A 21919-nucleotide genomic window follows, 5' to 3' on the forward strand; every position below is an offset into this window, starting at 1 on the left:
GGGGAAGAAATGAAGTTCCGGTGGTGGATTGCCCACCTCAAGATACGTACCCGCCTGTGGCTGGCATTTGCCTTCCTGCTGCTCCTGCTGGTTGTGACCAATCTCGTGACATTCCATCAAATGGGGGCCTTGCAAGCCGCGCGCGAACGACTGGTGCGCGGCGCGCAGGATTCCGGCGCGAAGGCCGATCATTTCGACCGGGTGCTGCTGGCGCAGGGCGGAATACGACTGGTCAACGAGAACGCGCGGCGGGCGTTCGAGCTGTTCCTGATCCAAAGCCGCGACCCCATTGATCAACAGCAGTTTGACACGGTCTTCGCCGCGCAGAAGAACACCACCCAGCGCATTACCGTTCTGTACAAGACGTTCGAGAGCCTGCTCGATACACCCGACGAGCGGGCTGCGTTCAAGGCCGTCCTGAAGGCTCGCTGGGATTACGTCAATACGCGGACAGCCGTGGAAAAGCGGTTGGCTGCGGGAGATCGCGATGCGGCCGCGAATGCGCTGCACCAACTGGTCATGCCAAAGCTGGCGACCTATATCCAGTCCTGGCAGTCGATGATCGAGCTGGAGCGCAGCCAGGCGTTGGCGGCCCAGGCGCTGGAAGCGCAGCGGTATGTCATTGCCCGTGGCCTTGTCCTGTCCATGCTGGGTCTCGCGACCATGCTGGCCGGCATCGCCATGTACAGCATCATCCGGCATATCACGTCCTCGCTGCGCCGGATCGGCGATTCGGCGCAGCAGTACGCGCTGGGCAATTTCAATCAGCCCATCGAGATCGATGCCGACGATGAGATCGCCGAACTGGCGGAGTCGTTCAACACGATGGCGGAGGAACTCGAGGCGAGCCGCAACGAACTGCTCAACCACCAGCGTCACCTGGAAGAGCGCGTCGCGGAACGGACGAACGAGCTCACGGCGGCAAACAGGGAACTCGTCAGCACCAATGCGAAGTTGACGCTGGCGCATGTCAAGCTGCTGGAATCCGAGAAGCTGGCGTCCATCGGGTTGCTGGCCGCCGGCGTCGCGCACGAGATCAACAATCCCGTCGGTTTCGTCTATAGCAACTTCGGTACGCTCGAAGCTTATCTGCGCAAGCTATTCCACGTGCTGACGCTGTACGAAAACATGGAAGAGAAGATCGCTTCGCCCGAGGCGGTGTCGACCATTCACTCGGCGAAGGAGACTGCGGAGCTCAACTACCTGAAAGAAGACATACCTGCGTTGATGCGTGAATCCAGGGATGGGCTGATGCGTGTCAAGGAGATTGTCCAGAATTTGCGGGATTTCGCGCGCAACGACGCCAAACCGACGTTTGTTCTGGCGAACGTCCATCAAGGTCTCGATTCGACGCTGCGGGTCGTCCAGAACGAAGTCAAGGCGCATGCCGAAATCGTCAAGGAATACGGCGATTTGCCGGACATCGAGTGCGTGCTGTCGCAACTGAATCAGGTTTTCCTCAACATCATCGTCAACGCGTCTCATGCGATGCGCGATCGCTTTGGCAGGATCACGATCCGCACCAGCGCCGATGCCGATACGATATGCATCGCCATCAGCGACAATGGCTGCGGAATCGCGTCTGAACACCTGACGCGCATCTTCGAGCCTTTCTTCACGACCAAGCCCGTTGGCAAGGGAACGGGCCTGGGCCTGTCCATCTCCTACGGCATCGTGTCCAGTCACCACGGACAACTGACAGTCGAATCGGAACCCGGCAGGGGAACGACGTTCCATATCGTGCTCCCGATCAGGCAACCGGCGTAGCGCCTGGAAACGCCGCGAATCCGGCGCTCCGTCGAGGCCCGGTAGCGGGTCGGCTCATGCCTCTTGCTAGATGCTAGTGTGATAATTCCAATTCGATTATCGAAGCGGACAGCTAGCGTTGAACCCTATTTAAGGCGTCAAGATGCCCGATGCCCACGAACGCAGTTGCGTTTCGCTCAACCAGGCCAGGCATACGTCAACCATCCCGTTGGCGAGGAATTCATGGATGCGATCGCCCAATTTTTCGGATCAACCGGATTCATGCCCCACGGCTATTGTTTTCATTGGTCATCCGGCCTGCTGTGGACTTACGTCGGCTCGGACGCGGTCATCGCGTTGTCGTACTACTCGATTCCGGTCGCGCTATGGACCTTTACGCGGCGTCGTGCCGAGCTGCCGTTCAGTTGGGCCTTTCTCATGTTTGCGTCCTTTATCCTGGCGTGCGGGACGACGCATTTGATTGCCATTCTGAACATCTGGCAGCCAGAGTACTGGCTCGATGCCGGTGTCAAGACGATCACCGCGATCGCCTCCCTGTCCACTGCCGTCGCAATCTGGCCCTTGATGCCGAAGGCGCTTGCGCTGCCAGGCGTGAAGCAGTTGGAAGCGGCAAGCAACGATTTGCTGCGCGAGGTTGCCGCACACCGCAAGACAGAAGAAGAACTGCAAGCGCTCAACCGCGAACTGGAGCATCGGGTCGCGCAGCGCACCGCCGAACTCGAACGTGCAGCCGACGCGCTGCGCCGCAAGAGCGTGGAGCTGGAGCACGCGCTGCAGTCGCTGCGCGACAGCGAAGAGCGCATGCGACAGATCGTCGACACCGCGCTGGACGCTGTCGTCACGATGGATTCCGACGGTGTCGTGGTCGGATGGAATCCGCAGGCTGCGGCCATCTTCGGCTGGTCGGCCGATGAAGCGCTTGGTCGTTCGATGAGCGAGCTGATCATTCCCCATCGCTATCGGGAGGCTCATACCCGCGATTTGCAGCGGTACTTGGAGACTGGCGAGGCAAAGCTGCTGCACCAGCGGATCGAGTGGACCGCCTTGCACCGCGACGGGCATGAATTCCCGGTCGAGCTCGCCATCACGCCAATCGGCGTCGGCACACGTCGGTACTTCAGCGGGTTCTTGCGTGACATTACCGCGCGCAAGGAAACCGAGCGTGCCCTGCGCGACAGCGAAAAGCGCTTTCGCGCCACGTTCGAGCAGGCGGCCGTCGGCATCGCGCATGTCAGCCCGGACGGCCGCTGGCTGCGCGTCAACCAGAAGCTGTGCGACATCGTCGGTTACACGCGCGAAGAGTTGCTCGCGCTGACCTTCCAGGACATCACGCATCCCGACGATCTGGATGCGGATCTCGCGCAGGTGCGCCAGGTGCTCGATGGGCAGATCGATACGTACACGATGGAAAAGCGCTATTTCAGGAAAGATCACAGCGAGGTATGGATCGAGCTGACCGTCGCGCTGATGCGCGACGACGCAGGCAAGCCGAGCTATTTCATTTCGGTGGTCGCGGACATCGCCGAACGCAAGCGCGCCGAGGAGGCGCTGCGAATCTCGCGCGAAGAGCTGCGGCGCCTGTCCGCGCATATCCAGAAGATACGCGAGGAAGAGATGGCGCGCATCGCCCGCGAATTGCATGACGACTTCGGCCAACAACTGACTGCCCTGAAGATGGCGGTTACGCTGTTGGAACATAAAAAGCCGGCAGGCCCGGAGCGTTTGATTTCACGGAATGACCTCAGCTCCATCTATGCGTTGATCGATCAACTGATCAATTCGGTGCGGCGGTTCGCGGCAGACCTGCGTCCTGCGATGCTGGACGATCTCGGCCTTATCCCCGCCATCGACTGGTTGATCGAAGAATTCTCGGCGCGTTATCACGTGCACGTCACTCGTCACATCGATGCGCAGGCGATCCACTTCAATCGCGAAAGCAGGGTAGGGGTGTTTCGCATTGTTCAGGAGGCGCTCACGAACGTCGCACGTCATTCCGCTGCAACCGAAGTGGTGATCGATATCACCCGCGACGATTCTCATTGCATCGTGCGGATTGCCGATAACGGCCGCGGCGCCGTGCGTGATTCCAGCCTTGGCCGGCGATCGTTCGGTCTGCTCGGGATGAGGGAGCGCGCTGCGCTACTGGGCGGCGATACCCAGATCCGCACGTCGCCCGGAGCCGGTTTTGTGTTGACCGTCACGTTGCCGCTTGCGGCAGTCGAAGCGCAGGCCGTAGAGTAAGCGTCGGGACGTCATCGACCGCTCAGGCAGAATCGGAGGGGCACCGTTGCAACAGCCAAGGTGTTGCCCGCCGTCACATCTCGTCCCGTTTTGCTTCTGGCGCAAAGTCTATCCGCCATGTCGGGGATTCCCGTGATTTCCGGGCCGCTTGCCGGATGATTGGCGGGAACCGGCTCTGACGTGTCGAATTCGGCGACGTTCGCTCGTCGACATGTCGAGGCCACCCGACGCAGCCGGACCGGTTCCGGCTGCCATGCGGATCGACTCGTCCACTCAAGGAGAAGGCAAAATGCGCGTGATGGTCATGGTGAAGGCGACGAACGAATCGGAGGCGGGCAAGATGCCGTCGAAGGAACAGTTCGAGGCGATGGGCAAGTTCAACGAGGAACTCGTGAAGGCGGGCGTGATACTCGCGGCCGATGGTCTGCATCCGAGTGCGAAAGGCAAGCGGGTGCGCTTCTCGGGCAGCGCGCGGACCGTGATCGACGGGCCGTTCGCGCAAACCGGGGAGCTTGTCGCAGGGTTCTGGCTGTGGAAGGTCGCGTCGATGGAAGAGGCCGTCGAATGGGTGAAACGGTGCCCGAATCCGATGGATGGCGATTCGGAGATCGAGATCCGGCCGCTGTACGAGATGGAAGACTTCGGCGACGAATTCACGTCCGCGTTGCGCGAGCGGGAGGCGCGGTTGCGCGACGAGATCGACGGGGAGGGCAAGGGCGCGCGCTGACGCCGGGCGCCGGCGGTTTCGAAGGAGCATTCTCAGCTTGCCGAGCGTGAGCGGCCCGTCGACGTCGACGCTCGCGGTCTTGCCGCGATGCGACAGATCCCGGCGATAGAGCGCGCCGCTTCCGAACCGGAAGCGGATGCAGCGGTGCTGCTTCAGATCGTGCGGCGCGTCTTGCGGCGCATCGCGCGGGACGTCGCGGATTTCCCCGAATGGCCGGCGGCCTTCACCGCTTCGCCGCCGTCCGCCTGTCCGTGACGAGAAGATAACCGATGGCCGACGCGGTCAGCAGCAGCGGCCACAGCAGATACCAGCCCGTCGTCGCGAGCAGCAGGAGCGCCGACAGGAACGCGACGATCGACGCGCGATGCGCGAACCCGCCGCGCGGCAGGAGCTTCGCGGCCGCCGCCGCGCCGAGCACGTAGACCATCACGAAATTGCCCGACGTCGCGAGCACGAGCGGCTTCGGCCCCATGCCCGTCGCGACGGCCGCGACGAGCGCGCAGCCGGCGAGCGCCGCGAGGACGGCGAGGCTGCGCCGCGGCACGCCGCCCGTCTGGCTGCCTTGCGCGAACCAGCGGGGCAGCGCGCCGTCGCGGCCGAGCGCGGCGCCGAGCTTCGCCGCGCCCGCGAAGTAGGCGTTCATCGTGCCGAGCGTGAGCAGCAGCGCGGCCGCCGTCGCGATCAACTGCGCGTTGCCGCCGATCCCGCGCGCGATCAGCTCCGCGAGCGGCGCGCCCGATGCGCCCGCCGCAGGCCCGAGCACGAGCACGCTCGCGGCCGCGACCGACAGGTACAGCAGCCCCACCACCGCGACCGCGATGCCCGTCGAGCGCGGCAGGTCGTGCGCGGGCCGCCGGAACTCGGCTGCGAGATGGGTGATCGCTTCCCAGCCGGCGAAGCTCCAGACGAGCAGTGCGGCGGCCTCGCCGACCGCGAGCCAGCCGTGCGGCGCGAACGGATGCAGGTGCGCCGCGCGCGCGTGCGGTGCGGACGCGAGCACGGCGGCGACGAGCAGCGCGACGAGCAGCGCGGACAGCATGAGCTGCATGCGCCCCGACACGGTGACGCCGAACGCGTTCGCGGCCGCGACGATCGCGATCAGCGCGGCCGCCGACGCGATCACCGTCGCGTGTCCGCCGCCCGTGACGGCGGCGACGTACGCGCCGCCGAACATCGCGGCGGCGGGCGCGCCGGCCGGCACCGCGAAATAGAAGCACCAGCCGACGACGGCCGCCGCTTTCGGGCCGAACGCGGTGCGCACGTAGGTCGATACGCCGCCTGCGTCCGGATAGCGGGCGCCGAGCGCGGCGAAGGTCGCGGCGAGCGGGATCGACAGCACGACGAGCGCCGCCCATGCAATGAGCGACGCGGGGCCCGCGACCTCGGCCGCGAGCGCGGGCAGCGCGATCACGCCGGTGCCGAGCACCGCGCCGATGTAGAGCGCGGTGCCCTGGAGGATCGTGAGTGAGCCGGCGTGGTGCGGCACGGCCGTGGCGCCGCGCTCGACGGGGGCGTTCATCTGTCGGGTCTCCTGAAGGGGCATGTGTTCGAGTGTGCCGGCGTGTCCGCGCGGCCGGCCGGGCAGGGGTCGCCGCCGCCGGGCAGCGTGGAACGCAAGCGGCGATGATAGTGGATGGCGCCGGTTTCGGCGTGCGAGCGTTCAGTAGTTTGTTGCTGCCGACGGGGATTGTTTCGGAAGGAAATGCGCAAGCGGGGCGCTTGCGCCGTGCGATCGGCCGGGTTCGGGCAGGCGGCGCGGGGGGCCGGTGCGCGCCGTCCGTGCGGCGCGAGGAGACGGAAACCGCGACGCAGACGGGCCGAGACCCGTCCGCGCGATGCGAACGCTTATTGCGGAATCACGAACGTCTGATGGAAGACAATGCCGTTCGGCGTGCTCGGCGCGGTGAACGCGAACGGCGTTTCGATCTTGCCGACGACGACGGTCCCCTTGAACGTGGCCGGCCCGCCCCAGTTGACGCCGGCGACCACCAGCGTGTTGAGGCCGTCGGCGAGATACGGCGTCAGGTCGACCTGGTCGGAGAAGGTGGGGTTGTTCTCGGTTTTCCTGTCGTAGACGACCAGTCCGTTGACGGTCGCGAAGACTTCGTTGTCCGCGTTGGTGATGTAGAGGGTGGCCATGACGATGGGCGGCCGGGCGTGCCCGTCGACGATTGTTCGGGCGGAGCCCGGAAAACACTACTGACCAGTTCTGGTAGGAGCCGCGCCGAGCACGAGTCGATCGAGCATCGATGCAGAACCGCCGAACCCCGCGGCCCGCGTTACCGATGCCGCGCAAGCCTCGCGCGCGCGTCGTCCTGCCCGGCTGCGTCGAGCTCGCGCGCATAGACGAACTGCCCGCCGACGAGCGCGGCGATCGGCACGCCGTCGCGGAACAGGAGCCGGTTGCCCGCGAGCGCGGGCACGCGCTCGCCGGGCAGCAGCGTGCCTGTCAGATTGAGCGGATCGGCCCCGCTTACGCACAGCAGCAACCCTTCGGCCGGCCGACGGCGGAGCTCGCGCAGGATCGGGATCGCGTCGGGCAGCGCGAACTGCTCGCCCGCGAGGCCCGCGACGAAGCGGCCGCCGCGGATCTCGCCGCGCGCCTCGAGCCGCCGGTAGACGGGCAGCAGCTCGCGCCAGCTCGGCATCCATTCGGCCTCGCAGGCGAGGATGCGCCAGAACACGACGCCGTAGCGGCGCAGCAGCGTCCGCGCGACGTGCTCGAGCGCGGCGGGCGCGATCGCATGGCGGCCCGTCGGCGGCGGCGCCGCACGCATCGCGCGCGCGATGCGCGCATCGGCATCGGCATCGGCGACGGATGCGCCGGAGCGGCGCGCGTCGCCTCCGGATGCGTCATCGTCGTCTTCATCAAAATCGAGCGGCGCGAGCGGCAGCCGCTGCACGAGCGCCCAGCGCCCCGCGTCGTCCATCCCGCCGATCAGCGCGCCGCCGCGCCGCACGCGCGACGACCGGTGCGTGCGGCGCTGCGCGGCCGGCCGGATCAGCGCGCGCAGGCCCGCGAAGCTGTCCGCATTGACGAGGCCCGCCGCGACGAGCTCGCCGAGCGCGCGCTCGAGCTCGACGGGCAACAGGCGCGCGTGCGCGGTCAGCTCGTCGAAGAACATCGCGCCATACGCGGCGAGCGTCGCGCGCACGCGCTCGGCGCGCGCGGACAGCGCCGGCAGCGCGGCCGGATCGCGCAGCGCCTGCCAGACCGCGAGCTCGCGGCGCGGCAGCAGCACGACGGGCGTCGTCTTCACCGGCGCGCTCGCGGCCTTCGGCGGCGCGCCGAGCCGCGTCCACGTCAGCTTGCCGGCGCGGCACGGCTCGTCGAGGCCGCCCGCCACGTAGTCGGCGAGCCGCGCGGGCAGGATCTCGTCTTCCCACGCGCTCGCGGCCGCCTCGAAGCCTTCGAGCTGATGGACGACCGGCGCGAGCGCGTCCACGCCCAAGCCGCGCGTATCGGGCGCGACGCGCTGCCAGTGGAACAGGAAGCGCATGAAATCCGCGAGCTCGACGGGCTCGATCTCGCGGCGCAGGCGCTTGACCGTATAGCGATGGATGCGCGCGAGCAGGTGCCGCTCGCACCATTCGTCGTCGCGCGCGCCCGGCGTGAAGCGTCCGCGCATCGCGTAGCCCTCGCGCTCGAGCGCGGCGAGCGCGATCGCGACCGACGCGGCGGGCAGCGCGAGCGGCGCGGCGAGCGCGTCGGCCGTGAGCGGGCCGAAGCCCGTGAGGCGCGCGCGGATCACGTCGACGAGCGCGGCGTCGCGCTCCCACGGCGCGTCGAAGCCGGGCGGCGGGGCAAGCGGCGGATCGGGCGCGACGTCCTCGCCGTACAGCGCGCGCATGCACGCGACGCGCTCGGCGGCAATCCACAGCCCGCGGCCGCCGGCGAGCGCGAGCCGCGCCGCGCGCCGGCCCGCCGCGAGCCGCGCGGCGCACGCGCGCCAGCCGTCGTGCGAATCGATTTCATCGTCGGCGACGCATGCGAGCCCGATGAGCGCGTCGTGCATCTCGTCGTCGTCGCGCACGAGCGGCCACGCCTCGTCGCGCACCGAGTCGATCGCGCCCGCATCGAGCGCGCCGAGATCGTCGGCCGATTCCGGATCGGTCCAGCGCCGCGCGAGCACCGCTTGCGTGCGGCGCTCTTCGAGCGGCGCGTCGTCGAGGAACGCGTAAGGCTTCGCGTTCAGGATCTCGGCCGCGAGCGGCGACGGCGCGCTCAGATCGCGCGCGACGAGCGCGACGCCGTCCGTCTCGATCCGCCGCAGCAGCGCGAGCCAGCCTTCGGTGTCCATCGCGTCGTGCAGGCAGTCGTCGAGCGTCTGGTCGACGAGCGGATGCTTCGGCACTTCGCGCTCGCCGACGATGTTCTCCGCGCATGCGACCTGATCGGGGAACACGGTCGCGAGCAGATCGTCGCTCCTCATCCGCTGCAGTTGCGGCGCGACCTTGCGGCCGCCCGCGAAGCGCGGCAGCGCGAGCGACGTCGTCGCGTTCCAGCGCCAGCGCGCGGTGAAGAGCGGCGCGTCGAGGAGCGCCTGGATCAGCACGTGCTCGGCGCTCGACGCGCGCAGGTAGCGCCACACCTCGTCGAGCGCGAAGCTGTGCGCGAGCGACAGCGAGAGGATCAGCGCGTCGTCGGTCGCGGCCGCCTGCAGCTCGAAGTTGAAGCTGCGGCAGAAGCGCTTGCGCAGCGCGAGGCCCCACGCGCGGTTGATCCGGCTGCCAAACGGCGAATGGATCACGAGCTGCATGCCGCCCGATTCGTCGAAGAAGCGCTCCATCACGAGCGTGTCCTGCGTCGGCAGCGCGCCGAGCGCCGCACGGGCGCGCGCGAGGTAGTCGGCAATCTGCCGCGCGGCCTCGGCGTCGAGGCCGAGCTCGCCCGTCAGCCACGCGAGCACGGGCGCGAGGCGGCGCGGCGCGGGTGCGGCCGCGGGCGCGCCGGCCGCATCGCCGCGCGCAAGCAGCGCGTCGACCTGCGCGCGCAGCCGCGCGACGCCCGCCGACAGCTCGTCGCTGCGCGCGGGCGCCTCGCCGAGCCAGAACGGGATGTTCGGCGCCTGCCCGTGCGCATCCTCGACGCGCACGCGCCCCGTCTCGATCCGGATGATCCGGTACGACTGGTTGCCGAGCTGGAACACGTCGCCCGCGAGGCTCTCGACCGCAAAGTCCTCGTTGACGGTGCCGATGTTCACGCCCTGCGGCTCGAGCAGCACCGCGTAGTCGGCGTTGTCGGGGATCGTGCCGCCCGACGTGACGGCCGCGAGCCGCGCGCCGCGCCGCCCGCGCACCGTGTGCGCGACGACGTCGCGATGCAGGTACGCGGCGCGCGCGCCGCGCCGGCTCGTGAAGCCCTCGGCGAGCATCTTCAGCACGTCGTCGAACGTCTCGCGCGCGAGCGTCGCGTAGGGCGCGGCCTGCGTCACGCAGCGATAGAGCGCGTGCTCGTCCCATTCGCGGCAGGCGACTTCGGCGACGAGCTGCTGCGCGAGCACGTCGAGCGGCGCGCGCGGGATGCGCAGCAGATCGAGCTCGCCGCGCCGCACGCAGTCGAGGAGCGCCGCGCATTCGACGAGCTCGTCGCGCGACAGCGGAAAGAGTCGCCCCTTCGGCACGCCGCCGACGCGGTGCCCGGAGCGTCCGACGCGCTGCAGGAACGGCGCGATGCCGCGCGGCGAGCCGAGCTGGCAGACGAGGTCGACGTCGCCGATGTCGATGCCGAGCTCGAGCGACGCGGTCGCGACGAGCAGCTTCAGCCTGCCGTGCTTCAGGCGCTGCTCGGCGTCGAAGCGGTGCTCCTTCGCGAGGCTGCCGTGGTGCGCGGCGATCGCGTCCGCGCCGAGCCGGTCCGCGAGATGGCGCGCCGCGCGCTCGGCCATCCGGCGCGTGTTGACGAACACGAGCGTCGTCCGGTGCGCGGCGGCCAGTTCCGCGATGCGGTCGTAGAGGCGTTCCCACACGTCGTTCGCCATCACCGGCCCGAGCGGAACGGGCGGCAATTCGAGCGCGAGATCGCGCGTGCGCGTGTGGCCGGTATCGACGATCGCGCAATCGAGCGGCGCGTCGTCGCGGCCGCCGACGAGAAAGCGCGCGACCGCCTCGACCGGCTTTTGCGTCGCGGACAACCCGATGCGCGGCAGCTTGCGGCCGACGAGCGCGTCGAGCCGCTCGAGCGACAGCGCAAGATGGCTGCCGCGCTTGGCTGTCGCGAGCGCGTGGATTTCGTCGACGATCACGGTGCGCGTGCTCGCGAGCATCCGCCGGCCCGATTCGGACGACAGCAGCACGTACAGCGATTCCGGGGTCGTGACGAGAATGTGCGGCGCGTGCTTGCGGTGCGCGACGCGCTCGGCCTGCGTGGTGTCGCCGGTGCGCACCGCGGTGCGGATCTGCGGCACGGGCAGCCCGCGCCGCGCGATCTCGGCGGCGATGCCGGCGAGCGGCACGTCGAGGTTGACGTGGATGTCGTTCGACAGCGCCTTCAGCGGCGACACGTAGACGACGAGCGTCTCGTCCGGCAGCGCGCCGTCGTGCGCGAGCGCGTCGCGCACGAGATCGTCGAGCGCGGACAGGAACGCGGTGAGCGTCTTGCCGGAGCCCGTCGGCGCGGCGACGAGCGTCGAGCGGCCGGCCTTGATGTGCGGCCACGCGAGCGCCTGCGCGGTGGTGGGCGCGGCGAACGTGCCGGAGAACCAGGCGGCGACGACGGGGTGGAACGCGCCGAGCGCGCCGGCGGCGGGGCGGGTGGGGGTGATGTCCATCGCTACCGTAAGTGAGGGCGGGCGCGGGCGTTGCAAGGCTCGGCCCGGCCCAGCGGGATAGTGTGCCAGACGCGCGGGCGGTCTGCAGGCGAAACGCAAACGGCGGCGCGTTGCACTGCGGCGCGCGGTAGGGGGATCGGAGCGATCGGCGCGGTGCGAGTCGCCGCCGCCCCGACAGCCGTCAGAACAGCCAGTTCCTCGGCGTGCCGACCGGGTCGGTGAACAGGCTCCCCGGATTGATGACGAAGAACTGGAGCGTCTCGATCGAGTGCGGAATGGCCACGATCGAATAGACGATGCGCGCCGCGACGAGCGCCACTGTCATCTGTGCCGCGCGCGCCCAGAATCGGCGGCCGGTGCGGGCGATGTGCTGCCTGGCCGCGCGCCAGACGCCGACGATCCACCAGACGTTGAGGAGGGACAGCGCAACGTCGGCGAGCGAATAGCCGCCGCGCCAGTGCCGGACGATCCAGCGCAGCGGGCCGAAGCTCGGCAGCGGGCGCGCGGCGGACGAAGGCGGAGGCGTCGTGATGTCGTCGGTCATGTTCTTGTGCGTTGTGTCACGGACGATCCGGCCCGATCGTCGAAGGGCGCGGCGAGGCCGCGTTCGCCATCATGCCGGCGGCCGCGGCGCAGGCCGGGCGTATGTCGACGTCGGCCGGGCATGCCGTCTGCCGGGCGTCACACCGTGCGCAGCCAGCCGAGCCAGTGCGCGAGCGGCGCCGCGTGCCCCCACGCGGCCTGCGCGAGCCACAGCGCGCCCGCCCATGCGGCCGCGACGACGATCAGATCGCAGTGCCCGCTGTTCCACCAGTTCAGCGAATGGCGCTTCCACAGCCACGGCACGCCGAGCGGGTTCGGCCAGTCGGCGATCAGGTGGACGAGGCCGCCGCACGCGAAGCCGAAAAGCGGCGCCGCCCACCCGTGGCGATGGCCGAGCGACCGGTACGCGAAGACGAGCATCGCGACCCACGCGACGCCCCAGTGCGTGACGGTGCGATGCGTGACCCAGAGCCGCCGCGAGCGGCGCCACCACGCGAGTTCGAGCCAGTCGGGCGCGGTGCCGCCCGCGACGCCCGCCGCGAACGCGGCGAGGCTGTAGACGTGCCACGGTCCCGCCGCGCCCGCCTGCGCGACGAGCGCCGCGGCGACGAGCCCCGCGGCCCAGCCGCTCGCATGATGTGCTGCGTGTGATGCCATGCCGGTATTGCGTCGGCGTACCGCCGAAATCGAAAGGGGGCGCTATCTTCGCAGATTTGGCGTGCGGCGCGCAGCGGCGGGGAAGGAAAATTTTCGGCGCGGGTCGATGCGCTCGAACGAGTAGTTGCAAGCAGTGCGGCGCTCGTGTGATGCGTCAAGGCCACGGTCCATCCGGCCAACGCCGGCGTCGTGCCGAATGCAGGCATTCCGCGGTCGCACGATGCGCTGTCGTCGTCGAATTCTTCGATGCAACTAACCATGTTGATTCAAGCTGCATTGCTTCACGCGCCGTCACGATCCGGCGCCGTCGGTCCCGCCCCGACGGCCTCCGCGCGCCGCATGGCCGTCCGGCGCGAGTCGCCGCCATCCGGTGCGACGCGCTTCGCCCGCGTGCGGCCCGCCCGCCGGCGTGCCTACGAAACCCCATTTTTGTATACGCGCGCGGCCATGCTATAAGCCTATTCATCGAACTTTCGTGCCCCAATTAGCAAGGAGATCCAAATGGGAGACATGTCATGAACGCAACGAATCGCTTCAAGTCGACGGTGCTCGCCGCACTCATGAGCACGGCGGTCGCCGGCTTCCTGCCGAGCGCGCCCGCTCACGCGAAAGGCCCGCAGCAGCACGTCGTGCTGGACGGCTCGGCCGTCGCGGTCGCCGACAAATACAGCGCCGACGCGGCCGAGCAGATCTTCAAGCAGGGCGGCAACGCGGTCGACGCCGCGGTCGCGATCGCGTTCACGCTCGCCGTCACCTATCCGGAAGCGGGCAACATCGGCGGCGGCGGCTTCATGACCGTCTACATCGGCGGCAAGCCGTACTTCCTCGACTATCGCGAGCGCGCGCCGCTCGCCGCGACGAAGGACATGTATCTCGACAAGGACGGCAACGTCGTCAAGGGCATGAGCCTGTACGGCGATCGCGCGGTCGGCGTGCCGGGCACGGTGGCCGGGATGTGGGAAGTGCAGAAGCGCTTCGGCAAGCTGAAGTGGAAGCAGGTGCTCGCGCCCGCGGTTCGCTATGCGCGCGACGGCTTCATCGTCGACGAGCAGCTCGCGCAGCGCGGCGTCGACGCGTCGAAGGAGTTCGGCGGCAAGACGAACTTCGATCAATATTTCAGCGGCCTGAAGGCGGGCGCGAACTTCAGGCAGCCGGAGCTCGCGGCGGTGCTCGCGCGCATCGCGAACGACGGCGCGAAGGACTTCTACGACGGCAGGACGGCCGACCTGATCGCCGCGTCGATGAAGAAGGGCGGCGGCCTGATCACGAAGCAGGACCTGATTCAGTACAAGGCGGTGTGGCGCGAGCCGATCCAGGCGAGCTGGAACGGCTATCGCGTGATCACCGCGCCGCCGCCGAGCTCGGGCGGCATCGGCCTCGTCCAGTTGCTGAAGATGAAGGCGGACCGCAAGGCCGACTTCGACGGCGTCTCGCTCAATTCGCCGCAATATGTGCACCTGATCGCCGAGATCGAGAAGCGCGTGTTCGCCGATCGCGCGCAGTATCTCGGCGACCCGGACTTCTACAAGGTGCCCGTCGCGCAGCTCACCGACGACGCGTACATCGCGAAGCGCGCGGCCGAGGTGAATCCGGAGAAGCCGTCCGACACGAAGAGCGTGCAGCCGGGCCTGGGCACGTCGATGCCGGAGAAGGCGGAGACGACGCACTTCTCGGTCGTCGACAAGTGGGGCAACGCGGTGTCGAACACGTACACGATCAACGGCTACTTCGGCTCGGGCGTCGTCGCCGAAGGCACGGGCATCGTGCTCAACGACGAGATGGACGACTTCTCCGCGAAGCCGGGCGTCGCGAACATGTTCGGCGTCGTCGGCAGCGACGCGAACGCGATCGAGCCGAGGAAGCGGCCGCTGTCGTCGATGTCGCCGACGATCCTGACGAAGGACGGCAAGGTCGCGCTCGTGATCGGCACGCCGGGCGGCTCGCGGATCTTCACGTCGATCTTCCAGGTGATCACGAACCTGTACGACTTCAGGATGCCGCTGAAGGACGCGGTCGGCGCGATGCGCTTTCACCATCAACTGCTGCCGCCGAACACGATCTTCTGGGAGCCGTACCACCCGATCGACGGCGATCTGGCGAAGGGCATCGAGGCGAAGGGCTACACGCTGAAGGGCCAGGATTTCAGCGGCGACATCCAGGCGATCCAGATCGACGGCAAGACGCCCGAGGCCGTGTCCGATCCGCGCGGCCGCGGCGTGTCGCGCGTGATCCAGTGAGCGCGCAGCGCCGCGATCGCTTCGCATCGTTGGACGTGGCAGCCGTTCATCGACGCGCGTAGCGGCGCGGGCGCTCATTCGCTCTTCCGGTCCGTTTGCGCCGCATTGCTCGCGAGGAAGCTGTCGACCGCGACGAGCGACTGCTCGTCCAGCGTGCCGAGAATGCCCTTGAGCTTCAGTTGCAGCTTCAGCGCGTCGAGGTAGCTCTCGAACAGCTTCTGGCGGATGTTCGAGATGTCGGTGCGCAGGTTCAGCGTCTCGTAAGTCGTGCTGTAGCCCACCTGGTGCGCCTTCATCGACGAGTCGTATGCGAGCCGCGCCGCCTGCAGCGACTGCTGCAGCGCGCGGATTCGCGCGCCGATCGATTGCAGCGCCGCGAGCGTCTCGCGATGGTCGGTGCTCAGTTGCTGCTCGACTTCGCGCAGCCGGTTCTGGTACTGCGTCGCGACGCGGTCGGCCTCGATCTTCCTGTAGTGCACGCTGCCGCCCGAGAAGATCGGAATCGTCACCTGCACGCCGATCGCGCTCTGATGGAAGTCGTTCTTGTCGGTGAGGCCGCGCAGGTTCGGATTGAGGCCGCGCGAATACGTCGCGAACAGGTCGACGGTCGGCAGGTGCTCCGCGTTGATGCGTTTCGACGCGAGCCGCGCGACGCGCAGGTCGCGGTACGCCTGCTGATACGACGGGTTGTCCTGAGGCTGGTAGTCGCCCGTCGGAATGCGCGGCGACACGCCGTGCATCGCGAGCCGCGGCCAGCGCGTGAAGTCGATCGCGGAGCCGAGCAGCGTCTCGTAGCGGGCGCGGCGCGCCTCGACGTCGGTGCGCGCGAGCGCCTCGTCCGATTGCGCGAGACTTCTGCGCGCCTCGATCTCGGCCGTGTCGCCGATCGTCTTCATGCCGAGCTGCGCCATGCGGCGCGTGTCGCTCTCGAGGCGCGTGAGCGCGTCGACTTCGTCGTCGGCGAGCTGCAGTTTCTCGCGCGCGGACAGCAGATCGAAGCACGCGTTCGCGACGCGCATGATCAGCTCCTGCTTCGCGACTTCGAGCTGCTGCCGCGCGGATTCCTCGAATTCCTTCGCGCGGCTCATGTCGTACAGGTACGGCATGTTGAAGAGCGCCTGCGAGAGCTGCGCGGCGCCGTACGCGGCGGTGCTGTTGCCGCTCACGTCGATGCCGAACAGGTTCGCGTGCGTGCCGTAGCGGCCCCATTCGAGCTGCGCGCTCACCTGCGGCAGCATCTGCGCGCGCGCCTGCGGAAACTTCTGCCGCGCGGCGTCGTATTCGGCGCGCGCCTGGAGGAATTTCGGATCGTTCGAGATCGCGTGCTGATAAGCGTCGTCGAGACAGAATGCGCGCGCCGATTCGGAACCGGTGCCGAGTGCGGCAAGCGCCGCGCAAACAGTAACGTAAGCCACATTGACGCGAAGCCGAAAGGATTTTGTCGTTAAGTGAAAACCCGCATGCCGAAATTTAGACGAGGCACCCAAATTCGCTGTTTCAAACATCTCCGTCTCCCTCTTCCGCCTTGTGTCAAGCGGTCTGCGACACAAATTAAACGTTTTAAATAATGAGTTGAAACGCATGCATCTTTTTGGTGAATTCTGGATCGTCAAAAATCTATATAAGACGCGGCCGGCCATCTTGTTTCTGTCTTGGGCGCATGATAGCCTGATTCCGGCTTGTAATCGCAGCGATAAAAAATAAACGTCGTTCGGTTATTTACGGCCATTGGCATTAATAGAGAAGTCTTGACGTCGTCTTTATTCTTTACGAGGAGATAGTTATGAAGGTCATGACGATGGAGCAGGCCAGGATGGTCAACGGTGGCGGCCCGATCAGCTCGCTGGGCACGCTGGCGGCGGCGTCCGGTCCGCTGTTCACGGCGCTCGGCCAGTTCATGCCGACGCTCGGCGGCTATCTGCAAGACCCGAAGAACTTCAATAGCAACGGCAAGTAAGCACTAGCCGTCGCATTCGCGCGGGGAGGCGCCCCCCGCGTAAAATCATCCGAAGTTCGAGCTGTAAAAGGTAATCCGTGGCCAATCGAGATATAAAAACATTTATTCATTCGTTTTCGTTGGCAATCGGAGGAAATGATCAGGAGACAGTGATGTCGAGGCATCTCCGAATGGGGTCGTCCGCTCGGGCGGATGCGGATTCGGGTCGATGACATCGCTACCAGCGTAAAGGCCACCCCAATGCAAGCCATATCAGAACAGCAGGCCCGTGCGATCCGCGGCGGAGGCTCCGCGTACGCCAACTCGGCCGCCTACACGGTTTCCCTTGCGAATCAGTCGATCGGTCCCGTCGTCAACGGGCTCCTGACCGAGTACCAGGCCCAGGCCGTCAACCAGTTCAAGATGGCGCTCGGCTCCGGCAACTGACGCCGGTTTCGCGCATCGTCTCCCGTCGCGTTCCGCACAGGCGGGGCGCGCGTTCACGCCGCGCTCGCGCGCAGGCCTCGGGCCAGATCGCGCCGCGCGCGGGCCGGCATTGTCGTGTCCAGCGATTCGCAAGCTATGTGGTTCAATACAAATAAAGTCAGGCCCATTCTTCAGGACGAGGTGACCGAGTGCGGTCTCGCGTGCCTTGCGATGATCGCGACCTGGCACGGCCGCGACACCACGTTGCGCACGCTGCGCAACCGGTATCCGGTCAGGATCGATTCCGGGCTGTCGTTCTTCGATCTGATGGAAATTGCGAACGACCTCGGGATGCGCGCGCGCGGGCTCCAGTTCGAAGCGAACGAGATCGACGCGCTGAAGCTACCCTGCATCCTGCACTGGGGGATGAACCACTACGTCGTGCTGACGAAGGTCTGCTACGGCAGCGTGCACATCGTCGATCCGGCGCTCGGCGAGACGAGGCTGCCGCTCGCGCAGGCGCTCACGCAGATCACGGGCTACGCGCTCGAGCTCAATCCGGACATCGGCTTCAGGCATGTCGGCACGTCGGACAGGATCCGTCTGAGCGACTATCTGGTCGGCTTGACGGGCATCCGCAAGAGCATCCTGCTCGGCGTCGCGGGCGGCATCGCCGCGCAGTTGCTGCTGCTGCTCGGGCCGTCATACGTGCAACTGACGATCGACGAGGCGCTGAAGAAGACCGACGTCGACATCCTGTACCTGCTGACGATCCTGTTCGGCATCGTGTTCCTGTTCGACACGCTGTATGCGAACCTCGTCGGCAACATCAAGAGCTACCTGCGCAACATCGTGTCGCAGCAGTTGTCGTCGAACATGGTCGGGCATCTCGCGCGGCTGCCGATCGGCTATTACCTGTTCCACAACACGGGCGATTCGATCTCGCGCGTGTCGTCGGTGTCGGAAATCGGCCGCTTTCTCGTCGACGGGCTGATCGGCGGGCTGCTCAATATCTTCACGTGCGTCGTCACGCTCGTGCTGATGCTGTACTACAGCCCGGTGCTCGCCGGCATCAGCCTCGCGGGGATGGTGCTGTTCGCGCTGTCGCGGCTCGCGATCCAGCCGCAACTGCAGGATGCGATGTCGCAGATCCTCACGCGCGGCGCCGAGGCCGACGCGCTCCTCATCGAGAACATCCGCTCCGCGCATTCGATCAAGCTGCTGTCGTCGGAGACGGCGCGCAGCAGCCTGTGGGTGAACGCGTTCACGCAGAAGCTGCAGGCGGTGCGCCAGCAGGAGCGGCTGCAACTGCTGTTCGACGCGATCTCGAAGGGCATCGTCCACGTCGAGCAGCTCGTGATCGTCACGTACGGCGCGTGGCTCGTGATGCACGGCCAGAGCACGATCGGCATCATCTACGCATTCATCCAATACAAGAACCTGTTCGCCGACAAGTTCGTCGATTCGATCCAGCTCTACGTGCGGCGCAAGGTGCTGCAGGTTCACATGGACCGCGTCGCCGACGTGCTGCAGACCGAGACCGAGGAGCCCGCGCCCGACGCGCCGGTGCGCTCGATCGAGCATTTCGACGGCTCGCTGTCGATCCGTGCGCTGACGTACACACCGAAGGGCGGCCGCCGTGCGATTCTCGAAGACGTGAATCTCGACGTGCCGGCCGGCGCGAAGATCGCGATCGTCGGCCGCACCGGCAGCGGCAAGACGACGCTGCTGAACCTGATCTGCGGGCTGTACCAGCCGGCGCCCGGCTCGCTGTTCGTCGGCGGCGTCGATTTGTCCGAGGTGAACCTGAGACTCTACCGGAAGCACGTCGCGGCGGTCACGCAGTCGGATCAACTGTTCCGCGGCACGATCCGCGACAACATCACGAACTTCGCGCCCGCGCCGCGCCTGGGCGCGATGCACGAGGCCGCGCGCCTCGCGTGCATCGATCGCGACATCGACGTGCTCGACAACCGCTACGACACGCCGCTCGGCGACACGCAGAAATTCCTGTCGGCGGGCCAGATGCAGCGGCTGCTGATCGCGCGCGCGCTGTATTGCGAGCCGCGCCTGCTGATCCTCGACGAGTTCTCGTCGAACCTCGACCAGGCGACGACGCACGAAATCTGCCGCAACGTGCTGACGCTGCCGTGCACGATCGTGCTCGTCACGCACGATGCGTCGATCCTGTCGATGGTCGAGCGCATCTACGAAATGCGCGATGGCCGCCTGGCCGACATCACGCCCGCGCGGCAGCCGGAGCTGGAGGTGCAGAAATGACGCTGATGCGGCTTTTTCTCTTCAATGCATTCTCGTACTGCTTTTTCGTGCGGCGGGTGGTCAAGCGGGTCGCGCTCGGCCGCTCGCCCGAGCGCGGGCTCGGCATGATGCGCTGGTGCGCGGGCGTGTGCCTGCGCCTGTTTCCGTCGATCCGCGGCTCGATCGAGATGTCGGTACGGCACATGCTGAGCGCGCACCTGAACGACGATCCCGCGCGCATTCGCGGCGTCGCCGACGGCATCGTGCGCGAGCTGTTCGAGGCCGAGGTCGCGGGGCTGATGCTGCGCTCGCACAGCATCGCGTCGATGAAGGCGCTGATCGACCGGATGGCATGCGAGGGCGAACCCGTGCTGCGCGCGGCGCTCGCGCGAGGCGGCCCGCTGATGCTCGCGGGGCTGCACTTCGGCAATCTGATGCTGTTCGTGTCGAAGCTGCGGCTGATGATTCCCGGCGACCGCAAGATGATGATCGTGATGCACAAGGACGCGCCGGGCGCGTTCTTCGACGACGCGCAGCGCCTCGTCGAAGAATACGGCGCGGGCAAGATCGAGCTGATCGACATCGAGCAGCGCGTGCATCTGCGCCGGCTCGTCACGGGCTTGCGCAAGGAGGCGCCCGTGTTCCTGCTGTTCTCCGACTTGCACGGCCGCTTCGGCAAGACCAACGCGTGCCGGCTCGGCGGCCGCTGGGTGCGGCTCGCGGGCGGCGGCGTGAAGCTCGCGGTCGAGCACGACATTCCGGTGCTCGTGTCGTACGCGACGGGCGTGCCGTTTCGCGACGCGTGCAAAGTGCATTTCGTCGCGCTCGACGCGCGGCCCGCGTCGCGGATGCTCGGCGTCGCCGACGACGCGTCGCGCGTCGCGGCCACCCACCAGCGGATTGCCGACAAGCTCGAGGAAGCGCTCGTGAAGCAGCCCGAGCAATGGCACTTCTGGGAGCACTTCACGCCGTACCTGATGCCATCCCCGTTGCTCGAGCAGAATGCGCGCGCCGCCGCGCGGACGCTGCGCAGCGCCTGACGAGTTTCGCCCATGCCTATCTGGATGACCGCTCTGAGAGAGCAGAAGACGCCGCGCAAGCTCGCGCGCGGCACGACGTTCGGCACCGTGATCAACGGCGTCGTCGACGTGCCGATTTCGATGCGCTTTTTCTGCTATCTGTCGATCGCGATGTTCGCGATGTTCATCGTCGCGCTCGTGCGCCTCACGTATGCGAACACCGAGAACGTGATGGGGGTGCTCACGCCGCGCTCTGGGCTGATCGGCGTCGGCGCGCCGCCCGGATGGGCGGTGCGCGAGGTGTTCGTCGCGAAGGATCAGCACGTGAAGGCCGGGCAGAAGCTGTTGAGCGTCACGCGCGACACGAGCTTCGTGTTGCAGGCGAATAACGTGCAGGGGATGCGCGAATCGATCAAGCGGCAGCGCGTCGAGGTCGGTCAGCAGATCGACGCGGCGAAGCTCGAGTACCAGTCGACGATCCAGCAGATCAATCAGCAGATCGCGGCGTTCGAGCAAAGCCGCGGGCTCATCGACAAGCAGCTCCAGGACCAGAAGCGGATCGTCTCCGAATACCAGGAGCGGCGCGACCGCGTGAAGCAGTTGCTCAACGAGCAGGTCGTCACGCTCGAGCAGTACAACCAGGTCAACACGCAATACCTGCAGGCGAGCCAGGCGTATCAGGACCTGATGCTGCGCCGGGCCGACCTCGTGAAGAACGCGATGAAGCTGCGCGGCGATCTGGAAACCGTGCAGAGCAAGTACGACGGTTCGAACGCCGAGCTGAAGATCAAGCAGGAAGAGCTGAACTCGAAGGAATACAACATCGACGAGAGCGTGAACCAGGCGCTCTACGCGCCCGCCGACGGCCAGATCGTGCGGCTCGACGTCGTGCAGGGCAGCGTGATCGATCCGCCCGGCACGCGCGTCGTCGAGATCCTGCCCGCGAAGGCGGACGGGCTCATCGCCGAGCTGTACATCCCGTCGTCGAAGGCCGGCTTCGTCAAGCCGGGCCAGGAAGTGAAGCTCGCCTACGGCAGCTATCCGGTCGAGAAGTTCGGCACCTATCGCGGCAAGCTGCTGTCGGTGTCGCCCGTCGCGTTCACCGCGAAGGAGCTGAATCTGCCGGCCGACAACGGCGCGCCGCAGACCTACTTCAAGAGCTGGGTCGAGCTTGCCGAGCGCAGGCCCGCGTTCGAAGGCAAGGCGCTCGCGCTGAAGGCCGGCATGACGCTCAGGGCGGACATCGTGCTCGAGAAGCGCACGTTGCTCGAATGGCTGTTCGAACCGTTGTATCGGATCCGGCAGCGGATGTTCGGTACGCCCGCGTGACGGCTGAT

General features: G+C 67.1%; 15 protein-coding genes and 1 pseudogene. 9 read left to right on the top strand and 7 right to left on the bottom strand.

Annotation, left to right across the window (positions count from 1 at the left end):
• The first annotated feature begins 9 nt into the window (after window positions 1-9).
• The 3 genes from AQ610_RS38005 (at window position 10) to AQ610_RS24340 (ending at window position 4735) form a co-directional block, all read left to right on the top strand.
• A complete protein-coding gene (locus AQ610_RS38005) occupies window positions 10-1767 on the top strand; it encodes an ATP-binding protein (protein ID WP_144411893.1) in 1758 nt (585 codons plus the stop codon).
• Window positions 1768-1989: 222 nt separating this feature from the next.
• Window positions 1990-4008 carry a PAS domain-containing sensor histidine kinase gene (locus AQ610_RS24335; protein WP_009915204.1) on the top strand — a complete coding sequence of 673 codons (2019 nt, stop codon included), beginning with the start codon at window positions 1990-1992 and terminating at the stop codon, window positions 4006-4008.
• Window positions 4009-4297: 289 nt separating this feature from the next.
• A complete protein-coding gene (locus AQ610_RS24340) occupies window positions 4298-4735 on the top strand; it encodes a YciI family protein (RefSeq protein ID WP_006027066.1) in 438 nt (145 codons plus the stop codon).
• Between the two features lie 21 nt (window positions 4736-4756).
• Here AQ610_RS24340 and AQ610_RS37615 read toward each other — a convergent pair.
• The 6 genes and pseudogenes from AQ610_RS37615 to AQ610_RS24365 form a co-directional block, all read right to left on the bottom strand.
• A pseudogene (locus tag AQ610_RS37615) lies at window positions 4757-4915 on the bottom strand (LysR family transcriptional regulator); the annotation flags it as partial.
• A gap of 43 nt (window positions 4916-4958) precedes the next feature.
• A complete protein-coding gene (locus AQ610_RS24345; protein ID WP_006027067.1) occupies window positions 4959-6254 on the bottom strand; it encodes an APC family permease in 1296 nt (431 codons plus the stop codon).
• A 326-nt stretch (window positions 6255-6580) separates the two neighbouring features.
• Complete coding sequence (locus AQ610_RS24350; RefSeq protein WP_006027068.1) at window positions 6581-6874, bottom strand: hypothetical protein; 294 nt, start codon at window positions 6872-6874, stop codon at window positions 6581-6583.
• Between the two features lie 140 nt (window positions 6875-7014).
• Window positions 7015-11505: a DEAD/DEAH box helicase gene (locus tag AQ610_RS24355; RefSeq protein ID WP_006027069.1), complete on the bottom strand. Its 4491-nt coding sequence runs from the start codon at window positions 11503-11505 to the stop codon at window positions 7015-7017.
• 181 nt (window positions 11506-11686) lie between these two features.
• On the bottom strand, window positions 11687-12049 hold the full coding sequence (locus AQ610_RS24360; protein ID WP_006027070.1) for a hypothetical protein: 363 nt from the start codon (window positions 12047-12049) through the stop codon (window positions 11687-11689).
• A gap of 137 nt (window positions 12050-12186) precedes the next feature.
• Window positions 12187-12705 (bottom strand): metal-dependent hydrolase, encoded by a 519-nt coding sequence (locus tag AQ610_RS24365; RefSeq protein WP_006027071.1) that lies wholly within the window; start codon window positions 12703-12705, stop codon window positions 12187-12189.
• Window positions 12706-13220: 515 nt separating this feature from the next.
• Here AQ610_RS24365 and ggt point away from each other — a divergent pair.
• A complete protein-coding gene (gene ggt / locus AQ610_RS24370; RefSeq protein ID WP_006027072.1) occupies window positions 13221-14942 on the top strand; it encodes a gamma-glutamyltransferase in 1722 nt (573 codons plus the stop codon).
• Between the two features lie 74 nt (window positions 14943-15016).
• Here the strand turns inward: ggt and AQ610_RS24375 are convergent, their stop codons facing one another.
• Window positions 15017-16582 (bottom strand): TolC family protein, encoded by a 1566-nt coding sequence (locus tag AQ610_RS24375; protein ID WP_045554751.1) that lies wholly within the window; start codon window positions 16580-16582, stop codon window positions 15017-15019.
• Window positions 16583-16725: 143 nt separating this feature from the next.
• Between AQ610_RS24375 and AQ610_RS31970 the strand changes: the two genes are divergently transcribed.
• From AQ610_RS31970 to AQ610_RS24395, 5 genes are all read left to right on the top strand, one after another.
• Complete coding sequence (locus AQ610_RS31970) at window positions 16726-16899, top strand: hypothetical protein (RefSeq protein WP_009915194.1); 174 nt, start codon at window positions 16726-16728, stop codon at window positions 16897-16899.
• Between the two features lie 240 nt (window positions 16900-17139).
• Window positions 17140-17325, top strand: a complete 186-nt coding sequence (locus AQ610_RS24380) for a hypothetical protein (RefSeq protein ID WP_015603767.1) — start codon at window positions 17140-17142, stop codon at window positions 17323-17325.
• A 135-nt stretch (window positions 17326-17460) separates the two neighbouring features.
• Window positions 17461-19584 carry a peptidase domain-containing ABC transporter gene (locus AQ610_RS24385; protein ID WP_009915191.1) on the top strand — a complete coding sequence of 708 codons (2124 nt, stop codon included), beginning with the start codon at window positions 17461-17463 and terminating at the stop codon, window positions 19582-19584.
• Entirely contained in the window at window positions 19581-20603 is a 1023-nt protein-coding gene (locus AQ610_RS24390) for a lysophospholipid acyltransferase family protein (RefSeq protein ID WP_006027075.1), read from the top strand. Before AQ610_RS24385 ends, AQ610_RS24390 begins: the two co-directional genes overlap by 4 nt.
• A 12-nt stretch (window positions 20604-20615) precedes the next feature.
• Window positions 20616-21911, top strand: coding sequence for a beta-barrel domain-containing protein (locus AQ610_RS24395; protein ID WP_043282726.1), 1296 nt, complete (start codon window positions 20616-20618; stop codon window positions 21909-21911).
• Window positions 21912-21919: the final 8 nt, after the last annotated feature.

The organism is Burkholderia humptydooensis (genome assembly GCF_001513745.1).
In the GTDB taxonomy this organism is placed as follows: Bacteria; Pseudomonadota; Gammaproteobacteria; order Burkholderiales; family Burkholderiaceae; genus Burkholderia; species Burkholderia humptydooensis.

Bases quoted from the DNA above. Each gene is read 5' to 3' on its own strand.
- AQ610_RS24350 (WP_006027068.1), bottom strand. From the start codon at position 6,874: ATGGCCACCCTCTACATCACCAACGCGGACAACGAAGTCTTCGCGACC.
- AQ610_RS24375 (WP_045554751.1), bottom strand. From the start codon at position 16,582: ATGGCCGGCCGCGTCTTATATAGATTTTTGACGATCCAGAATTCACCA.
- AQ610_RS24340 (WP_006027066.1), top strand. From the start codon at position 4,298: ATGCGCGTGATGGTCATGGTGAAGGCGACGAACGAATCGGAGGCGGGC.
- AQ610_RS24380 (WP_015603767.1), top strand. From the start codon at position 17,140: ATGCAAGCCATATCAGAACAGCAGGCCCGTGCGATCCGCGGCGGAGGC.
- AQ610_RS24385 (WP_009915191.1), top strand. From the start codon at position 17,461: ATGTGGTTCAATACAAATAAAGTCAGGCCCATTCTTCAGGACGAGGTG.
- AQ610_RS24360 (WP_006027070.1), bottom strand. From the start codon at position 12,049: ATGACCGACGACATCACGACGCCTCCGCCTTCGTCCGCCGCGCGCCCG.
- AQ610_RS24355 (WP_006027069.1), bottom strand. From the start codon at position 11,505: ATGGACATCACCCCCACCCGCCCCGCCGCCGGCGCGCTCGGCGCGTTC.
- AQ610_RS24390 (WP_006027075.1), top strand. From the start codon at position 19,581: ATGACGCTGATGCGGCTTTTTCTCTTCAATGCATTCTCGTACTGCTTT.
- ggt (WP_006027072.1), top strand. From the start codon at position 13,221: ATGAACGCAACGAATCGCTTCAAGTCGACGGTGCTCGCCGCACTCATG.
- AQ610_RS38005 (WP_144411893.1), top strand. From the start codon at position 10: ATGAAGTTCCGGTGGTGGATTGCCCACCTCAAGATACGTACCCGCCTG.
- AQ610_RS31970 (WP_009915194.1), top strand. From the start codon at position 16,726: ATGAAGGTCATGACGATGGAGCAGGCCAGGATGGTCAACGGTGGCGGC.
- AQ610_RS24395 (WP_043282726.1), top strand. From the start codon at position 20,616: ATGCCTATCTGGATGACCGCTCTGAGAGAGCAGAAGACGCCGCGCAAG.
- AQ610_RS24335 (WP_009915204.1), top strand. From the start codon at position 1,990: ATGGATGCGATCGCCCAATTTTTCGGATCAACCGGATTCATGCCCCAC.
- AQ610_RS24345 (WP_006027067.1), bottom strand. From the start codon at position 6,254: ATGAACGCCCCCGTCGAGCGCGGCGCCACGGCCGTGCCGCACCACGCC.
- AQ610_RS24365 (WP_006027071.1), bottom strand. From the start codon at position 12,705: ATGGCATCACACGCAGCACATCATGCGAGCGGCTGGGCCGCGGGGCTC.